This is a genomic window from Streptomyces sp. PH9007, assembly GCF_059813725.1.
Window position 1 is genome coordinate 5119734 of the sequence record NZ_CM187440.1, and the last position, 23756, is coordinate 5143489.

General features: G+C 71.4%; 17 protein-coding genes. 13 read left to right on the forward strand and 4 right to left on the reverse strand.

Annotation, left to right across the window (positions count from 1 at the left end):
• Positions 1 to 27 precede the first annotated feature (27 nt).
• The 5 genes from ACTFAP_RS23620 (at position 28) to rnhB (ending at position 5933) form a co-directional block, all read left to right on the forward strand.
• Complete coding sequence (locus tag ACTFAP_RS23620; protein WP_495682233.1) at positions 28 to 2931, forward strand: vitamin B12-dependent ribonucleotide reductase; 2904 nt, start codon at positions 28 to 30, stop codon at positions 2929 to 2931.
• Between the two features lie 75 nt (positions 2932 to 3006).
• Positions 3007 to 3792, forward strand: coding sequence for an SDR family oxidoreductase (locus ACTFAP_RS23625; RefSeq protein ID WP_390121620.1), 786 nt, complete (start codon positions 3007 to 3009; stop codon positions 3790 to 3792).
• Between the two features lie 30 nt (positions 3793 to 3822).
• A complete protein-coding gene (locus tag ACTFAP_RS23630) occupies positions 3823 to 4431 on the forward strand; it encodes a YdbC family protein (RefSeq protein ID WP_453853552.1) in 609 nt (202 codons plus the stop codon).
• A gap of 51 nt (positions 4432 to 4482) precedes the next feature.
• On the forward strand, positions 4483 to 5166 hold the full coding sequence (locus ACTFAP_RS23635; RefSeq protein WP_500467334.1) for a histidine phosphatase family protein: 684 nt from the start codon (positions 4483 to 4485) through the stop codon (positions 5164 to 5166).
• A 62-nt stretch (positions 5167 to 5228) separates the two neighbouring features.
• On the forward strand, positions 5229 to 5933 hold the full coding sequence (gene rnhB, locus ACTFAP_RS23640; protein ID WP_495682235.1) for a ribonuclease HII: 705 nt from the start codon (positions 5229 to 5231) through the stop codon (positions 5931 to 5933).
• 13 nt (positions 5934 to 5946) lie between these two features.
• On the opposite strand, the gene ACTFAP_RS23645 is transcribed toward rnhB, so the two are convergent.
• On the reverse strand, positions 5947 to 8151 hold the full coding sequence (locus ACTFAP_RS23645) for a RecQ family ATP-dependent DNA helicase (protein WP_500467335.1): 2205 nt from the start codon (positions 8149 to 8151) through the stop codon (positions 5947 to 5949).
• A 142-nt stretch (positions 8152 to 8293) separates the two neighbouring features.
• Between ACTFAP_RS23645 and ACTFAP_RS23650 the strand changes: the two genes are divergently transcribed.
• The 5 genes from ACTFAP_RS23650 to ACTFAP_RS23670 all read left to right on the forward strand — a co-directional run bounded on the left by ACTFAP_RS23650 (position 8294) and on the right by ACTFAP_RS23670 (position 14268).
• The gene (locus ACTFAP_RS23650; RefSeq protein WP_495682237.1) at positions 8294 to 9490 is read left to right on the forward strand and encodes a DUF4192 family protein; all 1197 of its coding nucleotides are present in this window, start codon (positions 8294 to 8296) and stop codon (positions 9488 to 9490) included.
• Complete coding sequence (locus ACTFAP_RS23655) at positions 9490 to 10263, forward strand: NUDIX hydrolase (RefSeq protein WP_375879320.1); 774 nt, start codon at positions 9490 to 9492, stop codon at positions 10261 to 10263. The genes ACTFAP_RS23650 and ACTFAP_RS23655 overlap by 1 nt, the downstream gene beginning before the upstream one ends.
• A 180-nt stretch (positions 10264 to 10443) precedes the next feature.
• The gene (locus ACTFAP_RS23660; RefSeq protein ID WP_495682238.1) at positions 10444 to 11409 is read left to right on the forward strand and encodes an FCD domain-containing protein; all 966 of its coding nucleotides are present in this window, start codon (positions 10444 to 10446) and stop codon (positions 11407 to 11409) included.
• A gap of 321 nt (positions 11410 to 11730) precedes the next feature.
• Entirely contained in the window at positions 11731 to 13353 is a 1623-nt protein-coding gene (locus tag ACTFAP_RS23665; protein ID WP_400011631.1) for an RNA polymerase sigma factor, read from the forward strand.
• A 90-nt stretch (positions 13354 to 13443) separates the two neighbouring features.
• On the forward strand, positions 13444 to 14268 hold the full coding sequence (locus ACTFAP_RS23670) for a S1 family serine peptidase (protein ID WP_500467336.1): 825 nt from the start codon (positions 13444 to 13446) through the stop codon (positions 14266 to 14268).
• Between the two features lie 117 nt (positions 14269 to 14385).
• On the opposite strand, the gene ACTFAP_RS23675 is transcribed toward ACTFAP_RS23670, so the two are convergent.
• Complete coding sequence (locus tag ACTFAP_RS23675) at positions 14386 to 14616, reverse strand: DUF7455 domain-containing protein (RefSeq protein ID WP_390121629.1); 231 nt, start codon at positions 14614 to 14616, stop codon at positions 14386 to 14388.
• A gap of 414 nt (positions 14617 to 15030) precedes the next feature.
• On the opposite strand from ACTFAP_RS23675, the gene ACTFAP_RS23680 reads away from it, so the two are divergent.
• Complete coding sequence (locus ACTFAP_RS23680) at positions 15031 to 17148, forward strand: DNA gyrase/topoisomerase IV subunit B (RefSeq protein WP_451750099.1); 2118 nt, start codon at positions 15031 to 15033, stop codon at positions 17146 to 17148.
• Positions 17149 to 17158: 10 nt separating this feature from the next.
• Here ACTFAP_RS23680 and ACTFAP_RS23685 read toward each other — a convergent pair whose 3' ends face one another.
• Both ACTFAP_RS23685 and ACTFAP_RS23690 read right to left on the reverse strand, forming a co-directional pair.
• Positions 17159 to 18064, reverse strand: coding sequence for a ferredoxin family protein (locus ACTFAP_RS23685; RefSeq protein WP_500467337.1), 906 nt, complete (start codon positions 18062 to 18064; stop codon positions 17159 to 17161).
• Between the two features lie 180 nt (positions 18065 to 18244).
• Entirely contained in the window at positions 18245 to 20719 is a 2475-nt protein-coding gene (locus ACTFAP_RS23690; RefSeq protein WP_500467338.1) for a DNA gyrase/topoisomerase IV subunit A, read from the reverse strand.
• Positions 20720 to 20936: 217 nt separating this feature from the next.
• On the opposite strand from ACTFAP_RS23690, the gene ACTFAP_RS23695 reads away from it, so the two are divergent.
• Together ACTFAP_RS23695 and ACTFAP_RS23700 are read left to right on the forward strand one after the other, a co-directional pair.
• Positions 20937 to 22283 carry an insulinase family protein gene (locus ACTFAP_RS23695; RefSeq protein WP_495682242.1) on the forward strand — a complete coding sequence of 449 codons (1347 nt, stop codon included), beginning with the start codon at positions 20937 to 20939 and terminating at the stop codon, positions 22281 to 22283.
• Positions 22280 to 23698: a M16 family metallopeptidase gene (locus tag ACTFAP_RS23700; protein ID WP_400011640.1), complete on the forward strand. Its 1419-nt coding sequence runs from the start codon at positions 22280 to 22282 to the stop codon at positions 23696 to 23698. The genes ACTFAP_RS23695 and ACTFAP_RS23700 overlap by 4 nt, the downstream gene beginning before the upstream one ends.
• Positions 23699 to 23756 lie beyond the last annotated feature (58 nt).

Below are 23756 nucleotides of genomic sequence, written 5' to 3' on the forward strand. Positions count from 1 at the left end.
GGGCGTTGTGCCCGACAGGGAGGCGGAATGACTGAGACGACGAGCGGCCCGGCACGGGGCGGCTCCCGCGCAAAGGGCGGCAAGGGCGTCGGAGGCAAGACCGGAAAGGGGCTGCGGATCGAACGGATCCACACCACCCCCGGCACGCATCCGTACGACGAGGTGGTCTGGGAGCGCCGCGACGTCGTCATGACGAACTGGCGCGACGGCTCGGTCAACTTCGAGCAGCGTGGCGTCGAGTTCCCCGACACCTGGTCGGTGAACGCGGTCAACATCGTCACCAGCAAGTACTTCCGGGGCGCGGTGGGCACCCCGCAGCGCGAGACCAGCCTGCGACAGCTCATCGACCGCGTGGTGCGCACGTACCGCGAAGCGGGCGAGAAGCACGACTACTTCGCCTCGCCCGCCGATGCCGAGATCTTCGAGCACGAGCTGGCGTACGCCCTGCTCCACCAGATCTTCAGCTTCAACTCCCCGGTGTGGTTCAACGTCGGCACCGCGCAGCCGCAGCAGGTCAGCGCCTGCTTCATCCTGTCCGTGGACGACTCGATGGAGTCGATCCTGGACTGGTACAAGGAAGAGGGGATGATCTTCAAGGGCGGCTCCGGAGCCGGCCTGAACCTCTCCCGCATCCGTTCCTCCAGGGAACTGCTCTCCTCCGGCGGCAACGCCTCGGGCCCGGTCTCCTTCATGCGCGGCGCGGACGCCTCCGCCGGCACCATCAAGTCCGGCGGCGCCACCCGCCGGGCCGCCAAGATGGTCGTGCTGGATGTCGACCACCCCGACGTCGAGGCCTTCATCGAGACCAAGGTGAAGGAGGAGGAGAAGATCCGGGCGCTGCGCGACGCCGGCTTCGACATGGACCTGGGCGGCGACGACATCACGTCGGTGCAGTACCAGAACGCCAACAACTCGGTGCGGGTGAACGACACGTTCATGCGCGCCGTGGAGAGCGGCGGGACGTTCGCGCTCACGGCGCGGAAGACCGGGGAGACCGTCGAGGAGATCGACGCCCGGGCGCTGTTCCGCAAGATGGCCGAGGCGGCGCACGCCTGCGCCGACCCCGGGATCCAGTACGACGACACGATCAACCACTGGCACACCTCGCCCGAGTCGGGCCGCATCAGCGCGTCCAACCCGTGCAGCGAGTACATGCACCTGGACAACTCCTCGTGCAACCTGGCCTCGCTCAACCTGATGAAGTTCCTGCGCGACGACGACCAGGGCCACCAGTCCTTCGACGCCGAGCGGTTCGTCAAGGTCGTCGAGCTGGTCATCACGGCGATGGACATCTCCATCTGCTTCGCCGACTTCCCCACCCACAAGATCGGTGAGACCACCCGCGCCTTCCGTCAGCTGGGCATCGGTTACGCCAACCTGGGCGCCCTGCTGATGGCCACCGGCCACGCCTACGACTCGGACGGCGGCCGGGCACTGGCCGGTGCGATCACCTCGCTGATGACCGGCACCTCCTACCGGCGCTCCGCCGAGCTGGCCGCGATCGTCGGCCCGTACGAGGGGTACGCGCTCAACGCCGAGGCGCACAACCGCGTCATGGAGCAGCACGCCCGGGCCAACACCGACGCGCGGCGGATGGACGACCTGGACACCCCGGTGTGGGCCGCCGCCACCGAGGCGTGGCAGGACGTCCTGCGGCTCGGCAGGAAGAACGGTTTCCGCAACGCCCAGGCATCGGTGCTGGCCCCCACCGGGACCATCGGCCTGATGATGGACTGCGACACCACGGGCATCGAGCCCGACCTGGCGCTGGTGAAGTTCAAGAAGCTGGTCGGCGGCGGGTCGATGCAGATCGTGAACAACACGGTGCCCAAGGCCCTCAAGCGGCTCGGGTACCAGCCCGAGCAGGTCGAGGCGATCGTGGCGCACATCGCCGAGCACGGCAATGTGGTCGACGCCCCGGGGCTGCGCACCGAGCACTACGAGGTCTTCGACTGCGCCATGGGCGAGCGCACCATCTCGCCGATGGGCCATGTGCGGATGATGGCGGCGGCCCAGCCGTTCCTGAGCGGGGCCATCTCCAAGACCGTCAACATGCCGAGCACCTCCACCGTCGACGACGTCGCCGAGATCTACCTCCAGGGCTGGAAGCTGGGCACCAAGGCGCTGGCCGTCTACGTGGAGAACAGCAAGGTCGGACAGCCGCTGTCGGCGAAGAAGACCTCCGCCAAGGAGAAGGAGGCGGAGCAGCCCGCCGCGTCGGCCGAGCCGGAGAAGGTGGTCGAGTACCGCCCGGTCCGCAAGCGGCTGCCGAAGGGCCGTCCGGGCATCACCACCTCGTTCACGGTGGGCGGCGCCGAGGGCTACATGACCGCCAATTCCTACCCGGACGACGGTCTGGGCGAGGTCTTCCTGAAGATGTCCAAGCAGGGCTCCACGCTCGCCGGCATGATGGACGCCTTCTCCATCGCGGTCTCGGTGGGCCTGCAGTACGGGGTGCCGCTGGAGACGTACGTCTCGAAGTTCACCAACATGCGCTTCGAGCCGGCCGGTATGACCGACGACCAGGACGTCCGGATGGCGCAGTCCATCGTGGACTACATCTTCCGCCGCCTGGCGCTGGACTTCCTGCCCTTCGAGACGCGCTCGGCGCTCGGCATCCACACCGCCGCCGAACGCCAGCGGCACCTGGAGACCGGCTCCTACGAGCCGGGCGACGACGAGCTGGACATCGAGGCGCTGTCCCAGTCCGCCCCGCGCGGCCTGGACACCTCCCCGCCGCGCCCGGAGCCCGAGGTCGCGGCCGAGGAGCGCCCGGCGCCGCGTGAGGCGCACAGCTCCACCGAGCTGCTGGAGATGCAGCTGGGGCTGAACGCGGACGCGCCGCTGTGCTTCTCCTGCGGTACGAAGATGCGCCGCGCCGGCAGCTGCTACCTGTGCGAGGGCTGCGGCTCCACCAGCGGCTGCAGCTGATCCGCCCCGGGGCCGGGGAAGGACCGTTCGGCGGTTCTTCCCCGGCCCCGGCGCGTTCGCGCCCACAATGGCGCCATGGTGGCGAAGCGCGGGGCGATCGTGGTGACCGGGGGGACGGGAACGCTGGGCCGGCAGGTGGTGCGGCGGCTGCTGGAGGACGAGCACGAGGTGCGCGTCCTCAGCCGGCACCCGCATCCGCGGGCCGACCGGACGCCCAGGGAGTGGGCGGTGGGCGACCTCACCACCGGCGAGGGACTGGACGCCGCGCTGGAGGGGGCGGGCGTGGTGGTGCACTGCGCCAGCGCCCCGGCCAAGGACGACAGGGTCACCACGCGCCATCTGCTGGAGGCGGCCCGGCGCGGCACACGGCCGCATCTGGTGTACATCTCCATCGTGGGCGTCGACCGGGTACCGCTGCGCTATTACCGGCGCAAGCTGGCGTGCGAGCGCCTCGTCGAGGAGTCGGGGCTGCCGTGGACCACCCTGCGGGCCACGCAGTTCCACGATCTGGTGGCCGGGCTCACCACGGCGCAGCGGCTGCTGCCGGTGGTGTTCACGCTGGGTGGGGAGGTCCGGCTGCAGCCGGTGGAGGTGCGGGAGGTGGGGGAGCGGCTGGCGGAGCTGGCGGTGGGGGAGCCGGCCGGGCGGGTGACCGATCTGGGCGGGCCGCAGATCCGTACGCTGCGGGAGCTGACCGGCCTGACGGTGCGGGCCCGGGGATGGCACCGGCCGGTGGTCCCGCTGCGGTTGCCGGGCAAGGTCGTCGGCGCGGTGCGCGGGGGCGGGCTGCTCACGCCGGAACACGCGGACGGGCGCGGCACTTTCGAGGAGTTCCTGGCCGCGCGGGGCGCGATGCGGTGAGGGTCCCCCGGATGGCCGTACGATGGCGCGGTGCTGGTCAAGTGGATGCGCTGCACCGTGATCGACCGAAGCGGCTTTCATCGGGGGCAGCAGGGATGGGCGGTTCTGCCCGGTGAGCCGGGATTCCGGGGGCAGGGCGGCGGCTGGAGCCGGCGGGATCCGGGGGTGGTGCATCTGTTCGCGTTCTGGGAGAGCCGTTCGCAGTACGACTCCTTCATGGCGCACTCCCACGAGCGCCTGGAGGCCGCGCAGCGGGACAGTTACCGGGACATGGCGGTGCGGCTGTTCGAGTACCGCTTCGACGTGAAGATGGGCTTCGAGCCCAGGTTCACGGACGCCGACCTGCTGCGGGTGGCGCACTGCCGGGTGCACGAGGACCGCGCCGAGCACTTCGCGCTGATGCAGGAGCGGGTGTGGAACCCGGCGATGGCCGGCTCGCCCGGGATGCTGCGCGGGGTCTTCGCCGAGGCGGCGCAGGATCACGAGTTCCTGGTGCTGTCGATGTGGAACTCGGCGGCCGAACGCGCCAAGTACCGGGCCGAACGGGTGGAACGGCTGGGCGTGCGCGCCCAGACCGGGGACGACATCGCCTCGCTCACCGGTGACGTCATCGATGTGGAGCCGTCCTGGACGGTGTGACCCGTTCGGGCGGTACGGGCGGCACGGCCCGCCGGGAACTAGGCTGACCGTATGGCACAGCCCAGGCGCATTGTTCTGCTCCGGCACGGAGAGTCACAGGGGAACTACGACGACTCGGTCTACGAGCGCATCCCCGACCATGCCCTGGAACTGACGGAGAAGGGGCGCCATCAGGCGGCGGAGGCCGGCACCCGGCTGCGGGAGGTCTTCGACGGGGAGGGCGTCTCGGCGTACGTCTCCCCCTACCGGCGCACCCTGCAGACCTTCCATCTGCTGGGGCTGGACCCGACGCTGGTGCGGGTGCGCGAGGAGCCCCGGCTGCGGGAGCAGGACTGGGGCAACTGGCAGGACCGCGAGGACGTACGGCGGCAGAAGCGCGCCAGGGACGCCTACGGGCACTTCTTCTACCGCTTCGCCCAGGGGGAGTCGGGCGCGGATGTGTACGACCGGGTGGGTGCCTTTCTGGAGAGTCTGTGGCGCAGTTTCGAGTCGCCCGACCATCCGCCCAATGTGCTGCTGGTGACCCACGGGCTGACCATGCGGCTGTTCTGCATGCGCTGGCTGCACTGGTCGGTGGCCGAGTTCGAGTCGCTGTCCAACCCGGGCAACGGGGAGACCAGGGAACTGCGTCTGGGGCGGGACGGCCGCTACCACATCGACCGTCCCTTCGAGCACTGGCACACTCCCGAACGCCCCTTCGAGAACGCCGGCATGAGGCCGCCCAGCCGTCCCTGAACAGCCCGCCGGGGCCCCGCGGTACGGCGCCGGCGCGGGCGCCGACTAGGCTGGGAAGTGCCATGGCCTACGAACCTCCTACTCATCGTGTCGAGCGGTCGCTGCGCGCCACCACCGGAGCGCGGATCGTCGCTGGGGTGGACGAGGTCGGCCGCGGTGCCTGGGCCGGTCCGGTCACCGTGTGCGCCGCCGTCACCGGGCTGCGCCGGCCGCCCGAGGGGCTGACGGACTCCAAACTGCTCACCCCCGCCCGCCGGGTCGCGCTCGCCGAGGTGCTCGGCGGTTGGGTGACGTCCCACGCGCTGGGCCACGCCTCGCCGCAGGAGATCGACGCGCTGGGCATGACGGCCGCGCTGCGGCTGGCCGCGGTGCGCGCCCTGGAGGGGTTGCCGGAACGACCCGACGCGGTGATCCTCGACGGAAAGCACGACTATCTGGGCCTGCCCTGGCAGGTCCGCACGGTGATCAAGGGCGATCTGTCCTGCGTGGCGGTCGCGGCGGCCTCGGTCATCGCCAAGGTGCACCGGGACGCGATGCTCGCCGAACTGGGCCGCGAGCACCCCGCCTTCGGGTTCGACAGCAACGCCGGTTATCCCTCACCGGTGCACCGGGCCGCGCTCGAGGAGCAGGGCCCCACCGAACACCACCGCCTTTCCTGGGCCTACCTCGACCAACTGCCGCGCTGGCGCCATCTGAAGCTGCCGCCGCACCGGGAGGCTCCGGAGCGTGAGTCGCTGGAGGACGCCGGCCAGCTGGGCTTCTTCTGACACCGGCGCCCGCTCACGCCTGCACGGCGAGCACCAGCGGCAGGACCGCGGTGGCGCCGGAGGTACGCAGCAGCCTGGCCGCCACCGCCAGCGTCCATCCCGACTCCGTGTAGTCGTCCACCAGCAGAACCGGGCCACCGGCCGAGCGCAACGCCTCGGCCAGCGAGCCCGACAGTTCGAGTGAGCCGTGCAGCGCCCGCAGCCGCTGGGCGCTGTTGCCGGGTGCGACCGGCCCCGCCGAGCCGTTGTGGTGCACGGTGCCCAGCAGGGGGAGCCGGCCCACGGTGGCGATCCGTTCGCCGAGCGAGTGCACCAGGCGCGGCCTGGTCCTGGAGTCCAGCACCACCACCCCGACCGGCCTGGCGGGGGCATCCGGGTCGCCCGAGGCCCAGCCGCCGGGGCCCTTGGCCCAGTCGGCGAGCACGGTGACCACGGCCTGGGCCACATCGTCGGGCACCGGGCCGTCCCCTGCGTCCGGGGTCAGCATCGGGCGCAGCCGGTTGCCCCAGCCGATGTCGGAGAGCCGCCCCAGGGCCCGCCCCGTGGACGCCTGTTCCTGCTGCGGGATGCGCCCCTTGAGGTCGAGACCGATCGAGGGCAGCCCCGTGGGCCACATCCGGCGCGGCTCCACGGCGGTTCCGGGCCTGGTCAGTTCGCCGTGCGCCGCGGCCAGGGACCCCGGGGCGACGACCGCGTCGAAGCGGGCGCCCGCGCAGTTGTCGCAGCGGCGGCAGGCGGTGGCCTCCGGGTCGTCCAGCTGCCGGCGCAGGAACTCCATGCGGCAGCCGTCCGCCGAGACGTAGTCGCGCATGGCCTGCTGCTCGGTCGTCCGCTGCCGGGCCACCCAGGCGTAGCGCCGGGTGTCGTACTCCCAGGGCTGCCCGGTGGCGATCCAGCCGCCACGCACCCGCCGTACCGCGCCGTCCACATCGAGGACCTTGAGCATCATCTCCAGCCGGGAGCGGCGCAGATCCACCAGAGGCTCCAGCGCGGGGAGCGACATCGGCGCGCCGGCGCCCTCCAGCGCGCGCAGGGTGCCGCGTACCTGTTCCTCGGCGGGGAAGGCCAGCGAGGCGAAGTAGCGCCAGATGGCCTCGTCCTCGGGCCCGGGCAGCAGCAGGACCTCGGCCTGCTCCAGGGCGCGCCCGGCGCGGCCGATCTGCTGGTAGTAGGCGATGGGGGAGGAGGGGGAGCCGAGATGGACGACGAAGCCCAGGTCCGGCTTGTCGAATCCCATGCCCAGCGCGGAGGTGGCGACCAGCGCCTTGACCCGGTTGGCCAGCAGGTCGGCCTCGGCGGCCTCGCGGTCGGCGTTCTCGGTCCGTCCGGTGTAGGAGGAGACGCGGTGGCCGCGTGCGCGCAGATAGGCGGTGACCTCTTCGGCGGCGGCCACGGTGAGGGTGTAGATGATGCCGGAGCCCGGCAGCTGCTCCAGGTGTCCGTCCAGCCAGGCGAGCCGGTGCGCGGCGTCCGGCAGCCGCAGGACGGACAGCCGCAGGCTCTCGCGCTCCAGCGGCCCGCGCAGCACCAGGGTCTCGCCGTCGCTGTCGGCGCTCGTCTCCAGCTGTTCGGCGACGTCGGCGGTCACCCGGGCGTTGGCGGTGGCCGTGGTGGCCAGCACCGGCACCCCCGTGGGAAGTTCGGTCAGCAGGGTGCGCAGCCTGCGGTAGTCGGGGCGGAAGTCGTGGCCCCAGTCGGAGATGCAGTGCGCCTCGTCGACCACCAGCAGACCCGTGGAGGAGGCCAGTTCGGGGAGCACCTCGTCACGGAAGTCGGGGGAGTTGAGCCGTTCGGGAGAGACCAGCAGGACATCCACGTCGCCCGCCGCCACCTCTGCGCGGATGGTGGCCCACTCCTGCGGGTTGGCCGAGTTGATCGTGCGGGCCCGGATACCGGCCCGTTCCGCGGCGTCGATCTGGTTGCGCATGAGCGCGAGCAGCGGGGAGATGATCACGGTGGGCCCGCGGCCCCGCTCGCGCAGCAGGGCGGTGGCCACGAAGTAGACGGCCGATTTGCCCCAGCCGGTGCGCTGGACGACCAGGGCCCTGCGCCGGTGGGCCACCAGCGCCTCCACGGCGCGCCACTGATCGGGGCGCAGCCGGGCGGTGCCGGTGGTGTCGGCCACCAGCCGCGCGAGCACGGCGTCGGCGGCCGTGCGCAGGTCCTCGGTCTCGGACGGGGAGAGCGGGGCGGGCCCCGCGGTGGTCTGCTGCTCCATGCGCCCCATGCAAACGGAAAGGGCGGCCGGATGCGAATGCGGGCTGTGGAAAACCGGGCCGACAATCCGCAAATAAAGCAGTATGTCCAGGGTTGTGGATAACTTTCGGCACGGATCGCGTGATGTCAGGCACAGTCATCGCATGACTCCACACGGCAACACCACGCAGCCCGTCACCGCCCTCGACTCCGACGTCACCCTGCGCAGCCCCGGCGACCTCGCGGACGCCCTTCCCTATCTGCTCGGCTACCACCCCGAGGACTGCATCGTGATCGCCGGTCTCTACGGAACGCGCGGCCGGGTCGTCGGCCGCATCCGCGCCGCACTCCCCGCCGACCCGGCCGAATGGCCCCTCCAGGCCGACGCGCTGGCGGCGGCCCTGGTGAGCGGCGGCCCGGTCGGCCCCGAGCCGCTCACCGGCGCCGTCGTCTACCTGTGCCCGAACGCCGATGACCCCGGCACCGGGCGCGAGGGCATGGAACGGCTGCGTCCCCTGGCCCAGTTGCTCCGCACCGCCTGCGGGGCCCGGGAGATCCCGGTGTGCGAGGCCCTGTTCATCACCGACCGCCGGTTCTGGTCCTACCTCTGCGTCCGCGGCGGCTGCTGCGACGCCGACGGCACCCCGCTGCCCGAGGCCGGTTCCACCGAACTGGCCGCGGCCTCGGCCGTCAGCGGCATCCGGGTCCAGGGCACCCAGCGCGAACTGGAGCGCCGGCTCCGTCCCCTGCGCGGACCGGCGGCCGGCCGCCAGATCAGGGAGCTGGACGCGGCGGCACGGACGCTGATGCCCCGGTTGCTGGGCCCCGAGGCGCCCGCGGTGCGCCAAGAGACGCTGGAGCTGGCCCGCCGGCTGGTGAGCCGGTTGCGCCGGGCCCCGGGCCCGGCCCTCGTGCCCGCCCAGCGGACCGCGGGCGGTGATCACGAGCAGCGCCCCGAGAAGGACCGGCCGGCCCGGCCGGACGACCGCGACGACGCGCTCATCACCTCGGACGAAGCCGCCCGGATGATCCTCGGGCTCCAGGACCTGGCCCTGCGCGACACACTCGCCGAGTGGATGGAGGGCCCGGACGCCGCGCCGGCCCTGCGGCTGTGGCGGGCGCTGGCCCGCCGCTGCGTCGCGGCCTACGAGGGGCACGCCGCCCCGCCGCTCACCCTGGCCGGCTGGGTCTCCTGGTGCGCCGGGGACCTGGTGGGGGCCCGGATCGCCCTGATGAAGGCCCTGGAGACGGACCCGGAGTATCTGTTCGCCGCGCTGCTGCACCAGGCGATGAACGAGGGCATGGACCCCGAGCCGCTGCGCCGCTGCATGCGCGGGCAGCGCTCCGTCCCAAGGCTCTGATGTGGCGTCATGGGGAGCCCTATGATCACGGCATGCCCTACGACCCGTCCGACTTCCCGCCGTTCGCCGTCACCGTCGATCTGGTCGTGCTCACGGTCCGCAGGCACGCGCTGTGCGCGCTCACCGTGCGGCGTGGCGAGGAACCGTACCGGGGGAGGTGGGCGCTGCCCGGCGGATTTGTCAGAACCGGTGAATGCCTCGACTCGGCGGCGGCCCGTGAGCTGTCCGAGGAGACCGGTCTGCGGGCGCACGGCGAGGGGAGCCGGCTGGCCGGCGCGCATCTGGAACAACTGGCCACCTACGGCGATCCGGATCGCGATCCGCGCATGCGGGTGGTCAGCGTGGCGCATCTGGTGCTGGCTCCTGACCTGCCGGCCCCGGTCGCCGGCGGTGACGCGGGCGGCGCCGAGTGGAAGCCGGTGCGTTCGCTGCTCGGTGACGCGAGCGGCGGTCCCGATGAGGAACTGGCCTTTGACCACGCGCGCATCCTCGCCGACGGAGTGGAGCGCGCCCGTTCGAAGATCGAATACTCCTCGCTCGCCGCCGCGTTCTGCCCCGCGGAGTTCACCGTGGGTGAGCTGCGCAGGATCTACGAGGCGGTGTGGGGAGTCTCCCTGGACCCCAGGAACTTCCACCGCAAGGTGACCGGCACCCCCGGCTTCCTGGTGCCGGTCGGCGGTACCACCACGCGCCAGGGAGGGCGTCCGGCCCAGCTGTTCAGGGCCGGCGGCGCCACCATCCTCAACCCGCCGATGCTGCGCCCCGAGGTCTAGGGCCGGTCTTCCGGAACAGCGCCCCGGGCCGCGGGAGGATGGGGAGTTGCCCGCTTCTGGGGGCGTGCGCGGCGCCGGGCGTGCGCCCAACTGGTCGGAGCCTCCCGGCATTGCCAGCGAGAAGTCCATTTCCGTCCGATTAGGCGTCAATTATGTGGGAGTCGCCGATCACCCTTTCGTGTGCTTTTCACCAAAGACCTCAAGGTGGTTGCGGGGTCCGCCGACAAAGGAGGCGTGACTACCCTTGCGCACTCGATGATGACCGCCACCCGTTCCACCGATTCCGGCCCGGCCGGTCCCGGTGGCCTCGACCGCTACTCCTACGCCGAGTCCACCGGCTCGGCCCGCACCACCAACGCCCCCGTGTGGGAAGGAACTGATACCGATCTCGGCCGTGTCGGCCGCCGCGCCGCCGGCAGCAGGGGCCGCGGGCTGCACGGTCAACTCGTGCAGCAGCTCGGCCAGATGATCGTCTCCGGCGACCTGGGTGCCGACCGTCCGCTGGTGCCCGAGGAGATCGGGCAGCGGTTCGAGGTCTCCCGCACCGTGGTGCGCGAGTCCCTGCGGGTCCTGGAGGCCAAGGGGCTGGTCAGCGCCCGGCCCAACGTGGGCACCCGGGTCCGCCCGGTGGGCGACTGGAATCTGCTCGACCCCGACATCATCGAGTGGCGCGCCTTCGGCCCGCAGCGCGAGGACCAGCGCCGCGAGCTGTGCGAGCTGCGGCTCACCATCGAGCCGCTGGCCGCCCGGCTGGCCGCCGGTGACATCCGGGAGGAGGTGCGCCAGCGGCTGGCCGACATGGTGGAGATCATGAACCACGCGCTCGGCCAGGGCGACGCGCTCACCTTCTCGCGGGCCGACGCCGAGTTCCACTCGCTGCTGCTCCAGGGCGCGGGCAACCGGATGCTGGAACACCTGTCCGGCATCGTGGCCGCCGCCCTGCAGGTCTCCGGCGGCGCGGTCTCCGGGTGCGAGCACCCCTCCGAGGCGTCCCTCGTCCTGCACCAGCGGATCCTGGACGCGATCAGCGCCGGGGAGCCCGTCGCCGCCGAGTCCGCCATGCGGCAGCTCCTCGCCGTGCACTCCGAGACGGCCGCACCGGCCGGATCCGCGGACCATGTGGTGCCCGCCCCCCGCGAGCACTGAGCGGGTGCAGGGCCTGTCCGGCACACCCCGTCCGGCCGGGGACAGGTGTCGGACAGGCCCCCGCGGCGTCGCCGGGGCCGGTCCGGGCAGGCCACCGGCGCCGTCGCGGCCTCCGCCCGATACAGTCGGGAGTGCGATGTGACTCGGGACACGCGAAAGCGGCGTAACACTTCGGGAAGCAGCGCGATGATTCAAGAGGTAGCAGCGGTGGCCGGTCCTGAGGACCGCCCCGCTTCCGCCACCGGTGGCCCGTCCGGCCGCCGGTCGGGCCTCCGCTTCCCGTGAGTGGTGCCCAAGCCGTTTTCCAGAGTTTCCGAGAGGTTGTTCGTGTCGGCCAGCACTTCCCGTACTCTCCCCGCGGAGATCGCCGAATCCAATTCTGTGATGGCGCTCATCGAGCGGGGAAAGGCCGAGGGGCAGATCGCCGGCGATGACGTGCGCCGGGCCTTCGAGGCCGACCAGATTCCGTCAACCCAGTGGAAGAACGTTCTGCGCAGCCTCAACCAGATCCTCGACGAGGAGGGCGTGACGCTGATGGTGAGTGCCGCCGAGGCCCCCAAGCGCACCCGGAAGAGTGCCGCCGCGAAGACGTCGGCCAAGCGCACGGCGACCAAGACGGTCGCCGCCAAGACCGTCTCCGTCCATCAGGCCACCGCCACCGCCCGCCCGGGTGCCACGGTCACCGACACCGAGGGTGCCGACTCCGTGGACGAGTCCCCGGCTGGCGTGAAGAAGGCCGCCGCCAAGAAGAGCGCGGCGAAGAAGACCACCGCGAAGAAGGTCGCCGCCAAGAAGGCGCCCGCGAAGAAGACCACCGCCAAGAAGACCGCGGCGAAGAAGACCTCCGCCAAGAAGGAGGTCGTCGACGAGCTCCTCGAGGGCGACGAGGAAGGTCTGGAGGAGTCGGCGGCCGAGCGCGCGGCCAAGGGCGGCAAGCTCGTCGAGGGCCCCGACGGCAAGCCCGAGAACGAGGGCTTCGTGCTCTCCGACGAGGACGAGGACGACGCCCCCGCCCAGCAGGTCGCCGCCGCCGGTGCCACCGCCGACCCGGTCAAGGACTACCTCAAGCAGATCGGCAAGGTCCCCCTCCTCAACGCGGAGCAGGAGGTGGAGCTGGCCAAGCGCATCGAGGCCGGTCTCTTCGCCGAGGACAAGCTCGCCGGGTCCGACAAGATCGCCCCCAAGCTCAAGCACGAGCTGGAGATCATCTCCGAGGACGGCCGGCGCGCCAAGAACCACCTGCTGGAGGCCAACCTCCGGCTGGTCGTCTCGCTCGCCAAGCGCTACACCGGCCGCGGCATGCTCTTCCTGGACCTGATCCAGGAGGGCAACCTCGGTCTGATCCGCGCGGTGGAGAAGTTCGACTACACCAAGGGCTACAAGTTCTCCACGTACGCCACCTGGTGGATCCGGCAGGCCATCACCCGCGCCATGGCCGACCAGGCCCGCACCATCCGTATCCCGGTGCACATGGTCGAGGTCATCAACAAGCTCGCCCGCGTCCAGCGGCAGATGCTCCAGGACCTGGGCCGCGAGCCCACCCCGGAGGAGCTGGCCAAGGAACTGGACATGACGCCCGAGAAGGTCGTCGAGGTCCAGAAGTACGGCCGCGAGCCGATCTCCCTGCACACCCCGCTGGGCGAGGACGGCGACAGCGAGTTCGGTGACCTCATCGAGGACTCCGAGGCCGTGGTCCCGGCCGACGCCGTCAGCTTCACCCTGTTGCAGGAACAGCTGCACTCCGTCCTGGACACCCTCAGCGAGCGCGAGGCCGGCGTGGTCTCCATGCGCTTCGGCCTCACCGACGGCCAGCCCAAGACGCTGGACGAGATCGGCAAGGTCTATGGCGTGACCAGGGAGCGGATCCGCCAGATCGAGTCCAAGACCATGTCGAAGCTGCGGCACCCGTCCCGGTCCCAGGTGCTGCGGGACTACCTCGACTGACACACCGTCCGGTGGCCCGTTCCGGATGCGCGAACGGGCCACCGCGATGACGCTGGGCGACGAAACGACCTCGTACGGTCAGGAGTCCCCATGTCGTACTTTCATCGGCCGCTGTTGCTCTCCGCGCTCACGGCCCTGTCCGCCACGCTGCTGCCAGCCTCTGCCGCCGCCGACGAACACATCGTCGGCGGCTCTTCCGTGTCAGTGACCGATCACCCCTGGGTGGTCGCCCTGGCCAGCCGGGACCGGTACGGCGAGGCCCGCTCCGGGCAGTTCTGCGGCGGCGCGCTGGTCGGCCCGGACACGGTGGTCACCGCCGCGCACTGCGTCAGCCCCGAGGTGCTGGGCCGCAGCGCCGACGATCCCGGTGATCTGAGGGTGATCGCCGGCCGTGACGATCTCGGTCAGGACGCGGGTCGCGAGGTGGCGGTGGGCGAGGTCCGGATCAACCCGGGCTACGACCCCGCCACCAACGCCGGCGACCTCGCCGTGCTCACGCTGACGGAATCGCTGCCTGCCGATGACGCCATCCGGGTGGCCGGCACCGGGCATCCCGGCTACGCCCCCGGTACCGAGGCCCTGGTGCACGGCTGGGGTGACACGACCGGGAGCGGCGGCTACGAGAATCTGCTGCGGGCCGCCGGCGTGCGGATGATCGCCGACGACGACTGTGCCCGTGCCTACGAGGCCGTGGGTGGCGGCTTCGAGGCGGAGTCGATGGTGTGTGCGGCGGCCCCGCAGGGCGGCCAGGACGCCTGTCAGGGCGACAGCGGCGGCCCGCTGGTGGCTGCCGGCGCGCTGGTCGGCCTGGTGTCCTGGGGCAACGGCTGCGGGGATCCCGCCTACCCCGGCGTCTACACCAGGGGCTCGCTGATCGCGGAACTGCTCGACCAGGAGGGCCGCGTCAGCGATTGAACGGATTCATGACAGGAACGGGCGGCCTTCCCGGTGTCACCGGGAAGGCCGCCCGTGGTCCGTCCGAAGGCCGGACCGGCCCGTCGTGAGGGCGGGGGACGCGATACGGCGTACGAGTCAGCGCTCGTCGTCGCCCGCGGTGGCCGGAGTCGCGGTGAGCTTCTCCGTCTCGTCCTGTATTTCCGCCGCGATCTTCTTGAGCTCGGGCTCGAACTTGCGGCCGTGGTGGGCGCAGAACAGAAGATCGCCACCGCTGGTGAGGACCACGCGCAGATACGCCTGGGCCCCACAGCGGTCGCAGCGGTCCCCAGCCGTCAGCGGGGTCGCGGGAGTCAGAACAGTAGTCACGTCGCCTCTTCTCTAGCTCGACGAGCTGTCGTACCAGGGTCAACATCCAACCAGGCCGAAAACGTTCCCGCTCGCGGCTTTCTTCCCCGAAATTCGCCGGTCGAGGTGGCCGAACGCTGCCGGGTGGCGGCGAATGAGCCGGATTGCAGTGCGTGTGGACAGTCGTGGATGGTGGTCGGCTGCTTCGGTGTATCGGGTCCTGCTCTGTTCAGGAGGACGTGCCCGGAGCCTAAATGGTTCATGCCCCGAAGGGAACGTGATGTACACGTCACCCGATAGAGTTATCGAACATGGGATCGATTTCGGACGGTTCCGGACACTCCCCCGGGGAGTGCACAACCGCTCTACAGGGCCTCGGTACCCTCTGAGCGGCGAACCCGCCACGAAAGAAGAATTCAGCGAGGAGCGAACTGCGTGACCGCCGACACGTCCGTGCCGTCCACCGCACTGCTGACCGGAAGTGACACCGGTGGCAACTACACCGCGCGGCACCTGCTCGTTCTTGAGGGCCTTGAGGCGGTGCGCAAGCGCCCCGGTATGTACATCGGCTCCACCGACAGCCGCGGGCTCATGCACTGCCTGTGGGAGATCATCGACAACTCCGTGGACGAGGCCCTGGGCGGCCACGGCGACCGGATCGAGGTCATCCTCCACGAGGACGGATCGGTCGAGGTCCGCGACAACGGTCGCGGCATCCCCGTCGACATCGAGCCCAAGACCGGCCTGTCCGGCGTCGAGGTCGTGATGACCAAGCTGCACGCCGGCGGAAAGTTCGGCGGGGGCGCGTACGCGGCCTCCGGCGGCCTGCACGGCGTCGGCGCCTCCGTCGTCAACGCCCTGTCCGCCCGCCTGGACGTCGAGGTCGACCTGGGAGGGGCCACCCACAGCATCAGCTTCCGGCGCGGCACCCCGGGCATCTTCACCGAGTCCGGCTCGGAGGCCCCCTTCGATCCGGGCAGCGGCCTGCGCAAGGGCAAGAAGATCCCGAAGAGCAGGACCGGCACCCGGGTGCGTTACTGGGCCGACCGGCAGATCTTCCTCAAGGACGCCAAGCTGTCCCTGGAGACCCTGCACGCCCGCGCCCGGCAGACCGCCTTCCTGGTCCCGGGGCTCACCCTCATCGTCCGGGACGAGCGCGGCATCGACGGTGCGGCCCCCACCGAGGAGACCTTCCACTACGAGGGCGGCATCAGCGAGTTCTGCGAGTACCTGGCGCAGGACAAGCCGATCTGCGACGTCCAGCGGCTGCGCGGCTCCGGGACCTTCAAGGAGACCGTCCCCGTCCTGGACGACCTGGGCCACATGATCCCGACCGAGGTCAAGCGGGACCTGGACGTCGACATCGCGCTGCGCTGGGGCACCGGCTACGACACCACGGTCAAGTCCTTCGTCAACATCATCGCCACCCCCAAGGGCGGCACCCACGTCTCCGGCTTCGAGCGCGCCGTCACCCAGACCGTGAACGAGGTACTGCGGTCCACCAAGCTGCTGCGGGTGGCCGAGGACAACGTCGTCAAGGACGACGCCCTGGAGGGCCTCACGGCGGTGGTCACCGTACGGCTGGCCGAGCCGCAGTTCGAGGGCCAGACCAAGGAGGTGCTGGGCACCTCGGCCGCCGCCCGGATCGTGCTCCAGGTGGTCTCCAAGGAGCTCAAGGCGTTCCTGACCTCCACCAAGCGGGACGACAAGCAGCAGTCCCGCACCGTCCTGGAGAAGGTCGTCGCGGCCTCCCGAACCCGGATCGCCGCCCGGCAGCACAAGGAGGCGCAGCGCCGCAAGACCGCCCTGGAGTCCTCCGCGCTGCCCGCCAAGCTCGCCGACTGCCGCAGCGACGACGTGGACCGCAGTGAGCTGTTCATCGTCGAGGGCGACAGCGCGCTGGGCACCGCCAAGCTGGCCCGCAACTCGGAGTTCCAGGCGCTGCTGCCGATCCGGGGCAAGATCCTCAACGTCCAGAAGTCCTCGGTCTCCGACATGCTGAAGAACGCCGAGTGCTCCGCCATCATCCAGGTGATAGGAGCGGGGTCCGGGCGCACCTTCGACATCGACCAGGCCCGCTACGGCAAGGTGATCTTCCTCGCGGACGCCGACGTCGACGGCGCGCACATCCGCTGTCTGCTGCTGACCCTCTTCCAGCGCTACATGCGGCCCATGGTCGAGCAGGGCCGGGTCTTCTCCGCGGTGCCGCCGCTGCACCGCATCGAGCTGAGCAATCCGAAGAAGGGCCAGGACAAGTACCTGTACACCTACTCGGACAACGAGCTGCGCCAGACCCTGCTGGACCTGGAGCGGCGCGGGACGCGCTACAAGGACGCCATCCAGCGCTACAAGGGGCTCGGCGAGATGGACGCCGACCAGCTGGCGGAGACCACCATGGACCCCCGCTTCCGGACCCTGCGGCGGATCAACATCTCCGACCTGGAGGCGGCCGAGACGGCGTTCAGCCTGCTGATGGGCAACGAGGTGGCGCCGCGCCGCGAGTTCATCACCAATTCGGCGGCCACCTTGGACCGGTCGCGGATCGACACCTGACCGGGGGAGATCAGGGCAGCGGACGGACGGCGGTGACGGTCATCCGGCTCTGCGGCTGCGGTGCCGCCCCGCAGCTCGCGGGCAGCGCTGGACCGTCCGCCGCCTGATCGACCGTGACGGCCCAGCGGCGGCCGTCGGTGTGCCGTACGGTCACCGCGGCCGTCGCCCCGTCCGTACCGCCCGCCTCGACGGTGAGCGCGTCCGGGCCCTCCTCGCCGGTCAGTTCGCGCACCGCCAGCTCGGCGGCCTGGCCGGGGCGGTCCCAGGCGGAGCGGCCACGGCAGTGCCGGGTCACCACCCGGTCCTCGCGCAGGGCGGTGGCCACCTCCTTGATCAGCGGCGCCGAGGCCCGGCCGTAGGCGTACCCGTGGGGCAGCATCAGCAGGGTCGGGGCGAACCGGTGGCCGCCGATGTGGGTGATCTCCCAGGCGGAGACGCCGCCGCCGGCCTCCAGCTCGGCGGCCAGCGGCCTGCCCAGCAGGGCGCAGCAGCGGTCCCGGCGGCCATTGGTGCACACCAGGGCGAGCGGATCACCGTGGTACGGGTCCCCCGTGCCGTCGTGTTCTCCGGCGCCCAGCCGGGTGAAGTCGAGGGCGAGCAGCCGCCGCGGGTCCTGGACGCGCAGCTCGCGCAGCCAGGAGCGCCCGGGGCGGGTGTGGGCCAGATACACCCGGCGTGACGGGTCGGCGGCGTCGGCCGCCGGCCGGCCGGGGCGGCGGATCAGCGCCACCCGGACACCGGTGCCCCGGGCCGCCGACTCCAGCGCGTCCCCGAGCACGGGATCGAGCCGGCTGCCGGTCAGCGCCTGCGGGCCCCAGGGTCCTGGCTGTTCCAGCAGCAGCCAGGTGGTGGCGGTGGCGGCGGTGCCCGCCAGCGGTTCCTCCCGCGTCCAGGACGCGGTCGCGCACATGCTCACACAGGTGAGCCTAACCTTTCCCGCCGCACCCGGCCCGGGGGCCACCGGAGCCCCGCGACCGGCCGGGCCCCACGCGACCGGCCGGCGCCCCTCCACGAGGGACCCCGGCCGGAAGCGGTGCGCGGTTCATCGGACGGCGGCGCCCCCATGGGGGCACCTCCCGGCGTGAGCCGGGGGAGATCACACGGGGCCGGCCACCACCGCCACGGCCTTCTCCAGCGGCACCCCGGAGCCGTCCCGGCGCGGGTCGATCTCCGGCAGCGACAGCGGCGCGCCGGTCTTGGACGCCGCCCTGGCCGGGGTCGCCCCCGCCCAGGCGAAGACCAGGTGGTCCTCGCCCTTGAGGAAGCGCTGACAGCGCACCCCGCCGGTCGCCCGGCCCTTGCGCGGATACTGGTCGAACGGCGTCACCTTGGCCGAGCCGTGCGAGCCGTCCAGCGTCTCCTCGCCGCTCGCGACCGTGAACACCACGGCCTCCGCGGCGGGATCGACCGCCGTGAAGGAGAGCACCCGGGCGCCCTCGCCCAGCTTGATCCCGGCCATGCCGCCCGCCTGCCGGCCCTGCGGCCGTACCTGCGCGGCCTGATAACGCAGCAGCTGGGCCTCGTCGGTGATGAAGACCAGGTCCTCCTCACCCGTGCGCAGCTCGACCGCGCCCACGATCACATCGCCCTCGCGCAGCGCGATGACCTCCAGCTCCTCCTTGTTCGACGGGAAGTCGGGCACCACCCGTTTCACCACACCCGACTCCGTGCCGATGGCCAGCCCCGGCGAGGACTCGTCCAGGGTGGTCAGACAGATCACCCGCTCGTCCGCCGTCAGCGACACGAACTCCGACAGCTGGGCGCCGCCGGCCAGCGCGGGCGCGGTGGCGGACGCCGGCAGCTGCGGCAGATCGATCACCGCCACCCGCAGCAGCCGCCCGGTCGAGGTCACCACCCCGATCTCGGCCCGCGCCGTGGAGGACACCGAGGAGACGATGACATCGTGCTTGGCGCGCCCGGCCGGCTCGGCGAAGTCGGTGTCCCCGTCCGCGGTACGGGCCAGCAGCCCGGTGGAGGACAGCAGCACCCGGCACGGATCGTCCGCCACCTCCAGCGGCACCGCCTGGGCCGGCGCCCCGTCACCCTCCAGCAACTGGGTGCGGCGCGGTGTGCCGTACTTCTTGGAGACCTGCGACAACTCGTGGGAGACCAGCTTGCGCAGTTCGGAGTCCGAGTCCAGGATCTGCGTCAGCTCCTCGATCTCCTCGCGCAGCCGGTCCCGTTCCGACTCCAGCTCGACACGGTCGAACCGGGTCAGCCGGCGCAGCGGGGTGTCCAGGATGTACTGGGTCTGGATCTCGCTCAGCGAGAACCGCTCCATGAGTGCGTCCTTGGCCTGGGCTGCGTTGTCGCTGGAGCGGATGAGCCGGATGACCTCGTCGATGTCGATGAGGGCCACCAGCAGGCCCTCCACCAGGTGCAGCCGGTCGCGCCGCTTGGTGCGGCGGAACTCGCTGCGCCGGCGCACCACTTCGAAGCGGTGGTCGACGTAGACCTCGAGCAGCTCCTTGAGACCCATGGTGAGCGGCTGCCCGTCCACCAGCGCCACGTTGTTGATGCCGAAGGTCTCCTCCATCGGCGTCAGCTTGTACAGCTGGGCGAGCACGGCCTCGGGGTTGAAGCCGTTCTTCACCTCGATGACCAGCCGCAGCCCGTGCTCACGGTCGGTCAGGTCCTTCACATCCGCGATGCCCTGGAGCTTCTTCGCGTTGACCAGGTCCTTGATCTTGGCGATGACCTTCTCCGGGCCCACCGCGAACGGCAGCTCGGTGACCACCAGACCCTTGCGGCGGGCCGTCACCGTCTCCACCGCGACGGTGGCCCGGATCCGGAAGGTGCCCCGGCCCTTCTCGTAGGCGTCGCGGATGCCGTCGAGGCCGGTGATCAGGCCGCCGGTCGGCAGGTCGGGCCCCGGCACGAACCGCATGAGCGCGTCCAGGTCGGCGTTCGGGTACCGGATCAGATGCCGGGCGGCCTGGATCACCTCGACCAGGTTGTGCGGCGGCATATTGGTGGCCATGCCCACCGCGATCCCGCTGGAGCCGTTGACCAGCAGATTCGGGTACGCGGCGGGCAGCGCCACCGGCTCCTGCTCGCTGCCGTCGTAGTTGGGCGCGAAGTCGACGGTGTCCTCGTCGATGGACTCCACCATCAGCGAGGAGGCCGGCGCCGAGCGGCACTCGGTGTAGCGCATCGCGGCGGGCGGGTCGTCGTTGCCGAGCGAGCCGAAGTTGCCGTGACCGTCCACCAGGGGGAGCCGCATGGAGAACGGCTGCGCCATCCGCACCAGCGCGTCGTAGATCGCCGAGTCCCCGTGCGGGTGCAGCTTGCCCATCACCTCGCCGACCACGCGGGCGCACTTCACGTACGCGCGCTCGGGGCGCAGCCCCATGTCGTGCATCTGGTACAGGATCCGGCGGTGGACCGGCTTGAGACCGTCCCGGGCGTCGGGCAGCGCCCGGGAGTAGATCACCGAGTACGCGTACTCAAGGAACGAGCCCTGCATCTCGTCGACGACGTCGATGTCGAGGATGCGCTCCTCCACATCGGCCCCGGACGATGTTCCGGCGGAACCCCTGCCGGGCGGGGTCTTCGAACTGCGGCGGGCCATCGGGCGCGGGCTCCTTAGTGTGAACTGAACAGAACGTACGAACCAACGACCAAACGGGCCGTGAACAGGCATGGTGCTGCGGACCATTGTGGCCCGACCCACCGACAGCCCGAATCCGACCCGGCCGCCGGTCCCGTACCGTACGGGAACTTCACACCTCGCGGCCTACCTTGCATAAGGTGACACATGTCTCCACCCTCGACAGCGAAGGGACCTCATGCCCATGGGCCACACGGCCATCCCGCAGGACACCACAGGCGGGCTGACAGCGACCGAGCACAAGCTGGCCAACGGGCTCAGGGTGGTGCTCTCCGAGGACCGGCTCACCCCGGTCGCCGCGGTCTGCCTCTGGTACGACGTCGGCTCCCGCCACGAGGTCCCCGGCCGTACCGGTCTCGCCCACCTCTTCGAGCACCTGATGTTCCAGGGCTCCGCGCAGGTCAAGGGCAACGGCCACTTCGAGCTCGTCCAGGGCGCGGGCGGCTCGCTGAACGGCACCACCAGCTTCGAACGCACCAACTACTTCGAGACCATGCCCGCCCACCAGGTCGAACTGGCCCTGTGGCTGGAGGCCGACCGCATGGGCACCCTGCTGACCGCGCTGGACGAGGAGTCCATGGAGAACCAGCGCGACGTCGTCAAGAACGAACGCCGCCAGCGGTACGACAACGTGCCCTACGGCACGGCGTTCGAGCGGCTGGTCGCCAAGATCTACCCCGAGGGTCACCCGTACCACCACACCCCCATCGGCTCCATGGCCGACCTGGACGCCGCCTCCCTGGAGGACGCCCGGGAGTTCTTCCGCACCTACTACGCGCCGGGCAACGCGGTGCTCTCGGTGGTCGGTGACATCGACTCCGCGCAGACACTCGCCTGGATCGAGAAGTACTTCGGCTCCATCCCGCCGCACGACGGCAAGCAGCCGCCGCGCGACGGGGCGCTGGAGGGTGTCATCGGCACCGAGCTGCGCGAGACCCTGCACGAGGACGTGCCCTCGCGCGCCCTGATGGCCGCCTACCGGCTGCCGCAGGACGGCGGGGGCGCCGCCGACGCCGCCGATCTGGCGCTCACCGCGCTCGGTGGCGGTGAGTCCTCCCGGCTGCACAACCGGCTGGTGCGCCGCGACCGCACCGCCGTCGCCGCCAGCTTCGGCATGATGCGGCTGGCCGGCGCGCCCTCGCTCGGCTGGCTGGACGTGAAGACCTCGGGCGACGCGCAGATCGCCGAGATCGAGGCGGCCGTCGACGAGGAGCTGGCCCGCTTCGCCGAGGAGGGTCCCACGCCCGAGGAGATGGAGCGCGCCCAGGCCCAGCTGGAGCGCGAATGGCTGGACCGGCTGGCCACCGTCGGCGGGCGCGCCGACGAACTGTGCAAGTACGCCGTGCTGTTCGGCGACCCCCAGCTGGCGCTCAGCGGTGTGCGGCGGATGCTGGAGATCACCCCCGAGGAGGTGCGGGAGGCGGCCGCCGCCTGGCTGCGCCGCGACAACCGGGGCGTGCTGGTGTACGAGCCCACCACCGACCGGGCGGACAGCGACGACGACAGCGAAGGGGCGGACCGGTGACGGACGCGATCACTCCCACCATGGACCAGCACCCCCAGCCCGCCGGCGGTGAGCCGAAGCCCTGGGCCTTCCCGGCCCCCGAGCGCTCCACACTGCCCAACGGGCTCACCGTGCTGCGCAGCCACCGCCCCGGCCAGCAGGTCATCGCGGTCGAGGTCAACCTCCTCGCCCCGCTGACCGCCGAGCCCGCCGGGCAGGAGGGCGTGGCCACCATCATGGCCCGCGCCCTGTCCGAGGGCACCGACACGCTCAGCGCCGAGGAGTTCGCCGCCGAGCTGGAGCGCTGCGGCGCCAACCTGGACGCCTACGCCGACCACCCCGGCGTACGGGTCTCCCTGGAGGTGCCGGCCTCCCGGCTGGTGAAGGCGCTGGGGCTGCTCGCCGACGCGCTGCGGGTCCCGGCCTTCCCCGAGCACGAGGTCGAGCGGCTGGTGCGCAACCGGCTCGACGAGATCCCGCACGAGCTGGCCAACCCCTCGCGGCGGGCCGCCATGGCCCTGTCCGCCTCGCTGTTCCCGGCCGAGCACCGCATGTCGCGGCCCCGGCAGGGCACGGCGCAGAGCGTGCAGCGGATCGACGCCAAGGCGGTGCGGGCCTTCTACGAGACCCATGTGCGCCCCTCCTCCACCACGGCCGTGGTGGTCGGCGACCTGACCGGCATCGACCTGGACGCGGTGCTGGCCGACACGCTGGGTGCCTGGCAGGCGGAGCCCGCCGTACCGTTCGCCATCCCGCCGGTCACCGCGGACGACACCGGCCGGGTCGTCATCGTGGACCGCCCCGGATCGGTGCAGACCCAGCTGCTGCTGGGCCGGATCGGCACCGACCGGCACGACCGGGTGTGGCCCGCCCAGCAGCTCGGCACCTACTGCCTGGGCGGCACCCTCACCTCCCGGCTCGACCGCGTGCTGCGCGAGGAGAAGGGCTACACGTACGGCGTGCGGGCCAGCGCCCAGGTGCTGCGCTCGGCCGCTGACGGCACCGGGCTCTCGCTGCTGGCCATCCACGGCTCGGTGGCCAGCGACGTCACCGGGCCCGCGCTGGCGGACCTGTGGCAGGTGCTGCGCACCCTGGCCGCCGAGGGCCTCACCGACGAGGAGCGCGACCAGGCCGTGCAGAACCTGGTCGGCGTGGCCCCGCTGCGTTACGAGACGGCCGGCGCGGTGGCCAACACCCTGGCGGACCAGGTCGAGCAGGAGCTGCCGGACGACTTCCAGGCGCAGCTGTACCTGCGGCTGGCGGAGACCGGCACCGTGGAGGCGTCCGCCGCCGTGGTGAACGCCTTCCCGGCGGACCGCCTGGTCACCGTTCTGGTCGGCGACCGCGAGCAGATCGAGGGACCGGTTCGGGAGCTGGGCATCGGCGAGGTCACCGTCCTCAGTGACGGCGGCGCCGAGGCCGACGACGACGCCTGATCCCGCACGGCGCGGCACACAGCAGGCAGGACGGCCCCGGCGGCCCGCACGGCGCCGG

Coding starts and splice junctions, on each gene's coding strand:
- ACTFAP_RS23620 (WP_495682233.1), top strand. CDS start 28: ATGACTGAGACGACGAGCGGCCCGGCACGGGGCGGCTCCCGCGCAAAG.
- ACTFAP_RS23645 (WP_500467335.1), bottom strand. CDS start 8,151: ATGGAGCAGCAGACCACCGCGGGGCCCGCCCCGCTCTCCCCGTCCGAG.
- rnhB (WP_495682235.1), top strand. CDS start 5,229: ATGGCCTACGAACCTCCTACTCATCGTGTCGAGCGGTCGCTGCGCGCC.
- ACTFAP_RS23625 (WP_390121620.1), top strand. CDS start 3,007: ATGGTGGCGAAGCGCGGGGCGATCGTGGTGACCGGGGGGACGGGAACG.
- ACTFAP_RS23655 (WP_375879320.1), top strand. CDS start 9,490: ATGTGGCGTCATGGGGAGCCCTATGATCACGGCATGCCCTACGACCCG.
- ACTFAP_RS23670 (WP_500467336.1), top strand. CDS start 13,444: ATGTCGTACTTTCATCGGCCGCTGTTGCTCTCCGCGCTCACGGCCCTG.
- ACTFAP_RS23635 (WP_500467334.1), top strand. CDS start 4,483: ATGGCACAGCCCAGGCGCATTGTTCTGCTCCGGCACGGAGAGTCACAG.
- ACTFAP_RS23695 (WP_495682242.1), top strand. CDS start 20,937: ATGCCCATGGGCCACACGGCCATCCCGCAGGACACCACAGGCGGGCTG.
- ACTFAP_RS23650 (WP_495682237.1), top strand. CDS start 8,294: ATGACTCCACACGGCAACACCACGCAGCCCGTCACCGCCCTCGACTCC.
- ACTFAP_RS23690 (WP_500467338.1), bottom strand. CDS start 20,719: ATGGCCCGCCGCAGTTCGAAGACCCCGCCCGGCAGGGGTTCCGCCGGA.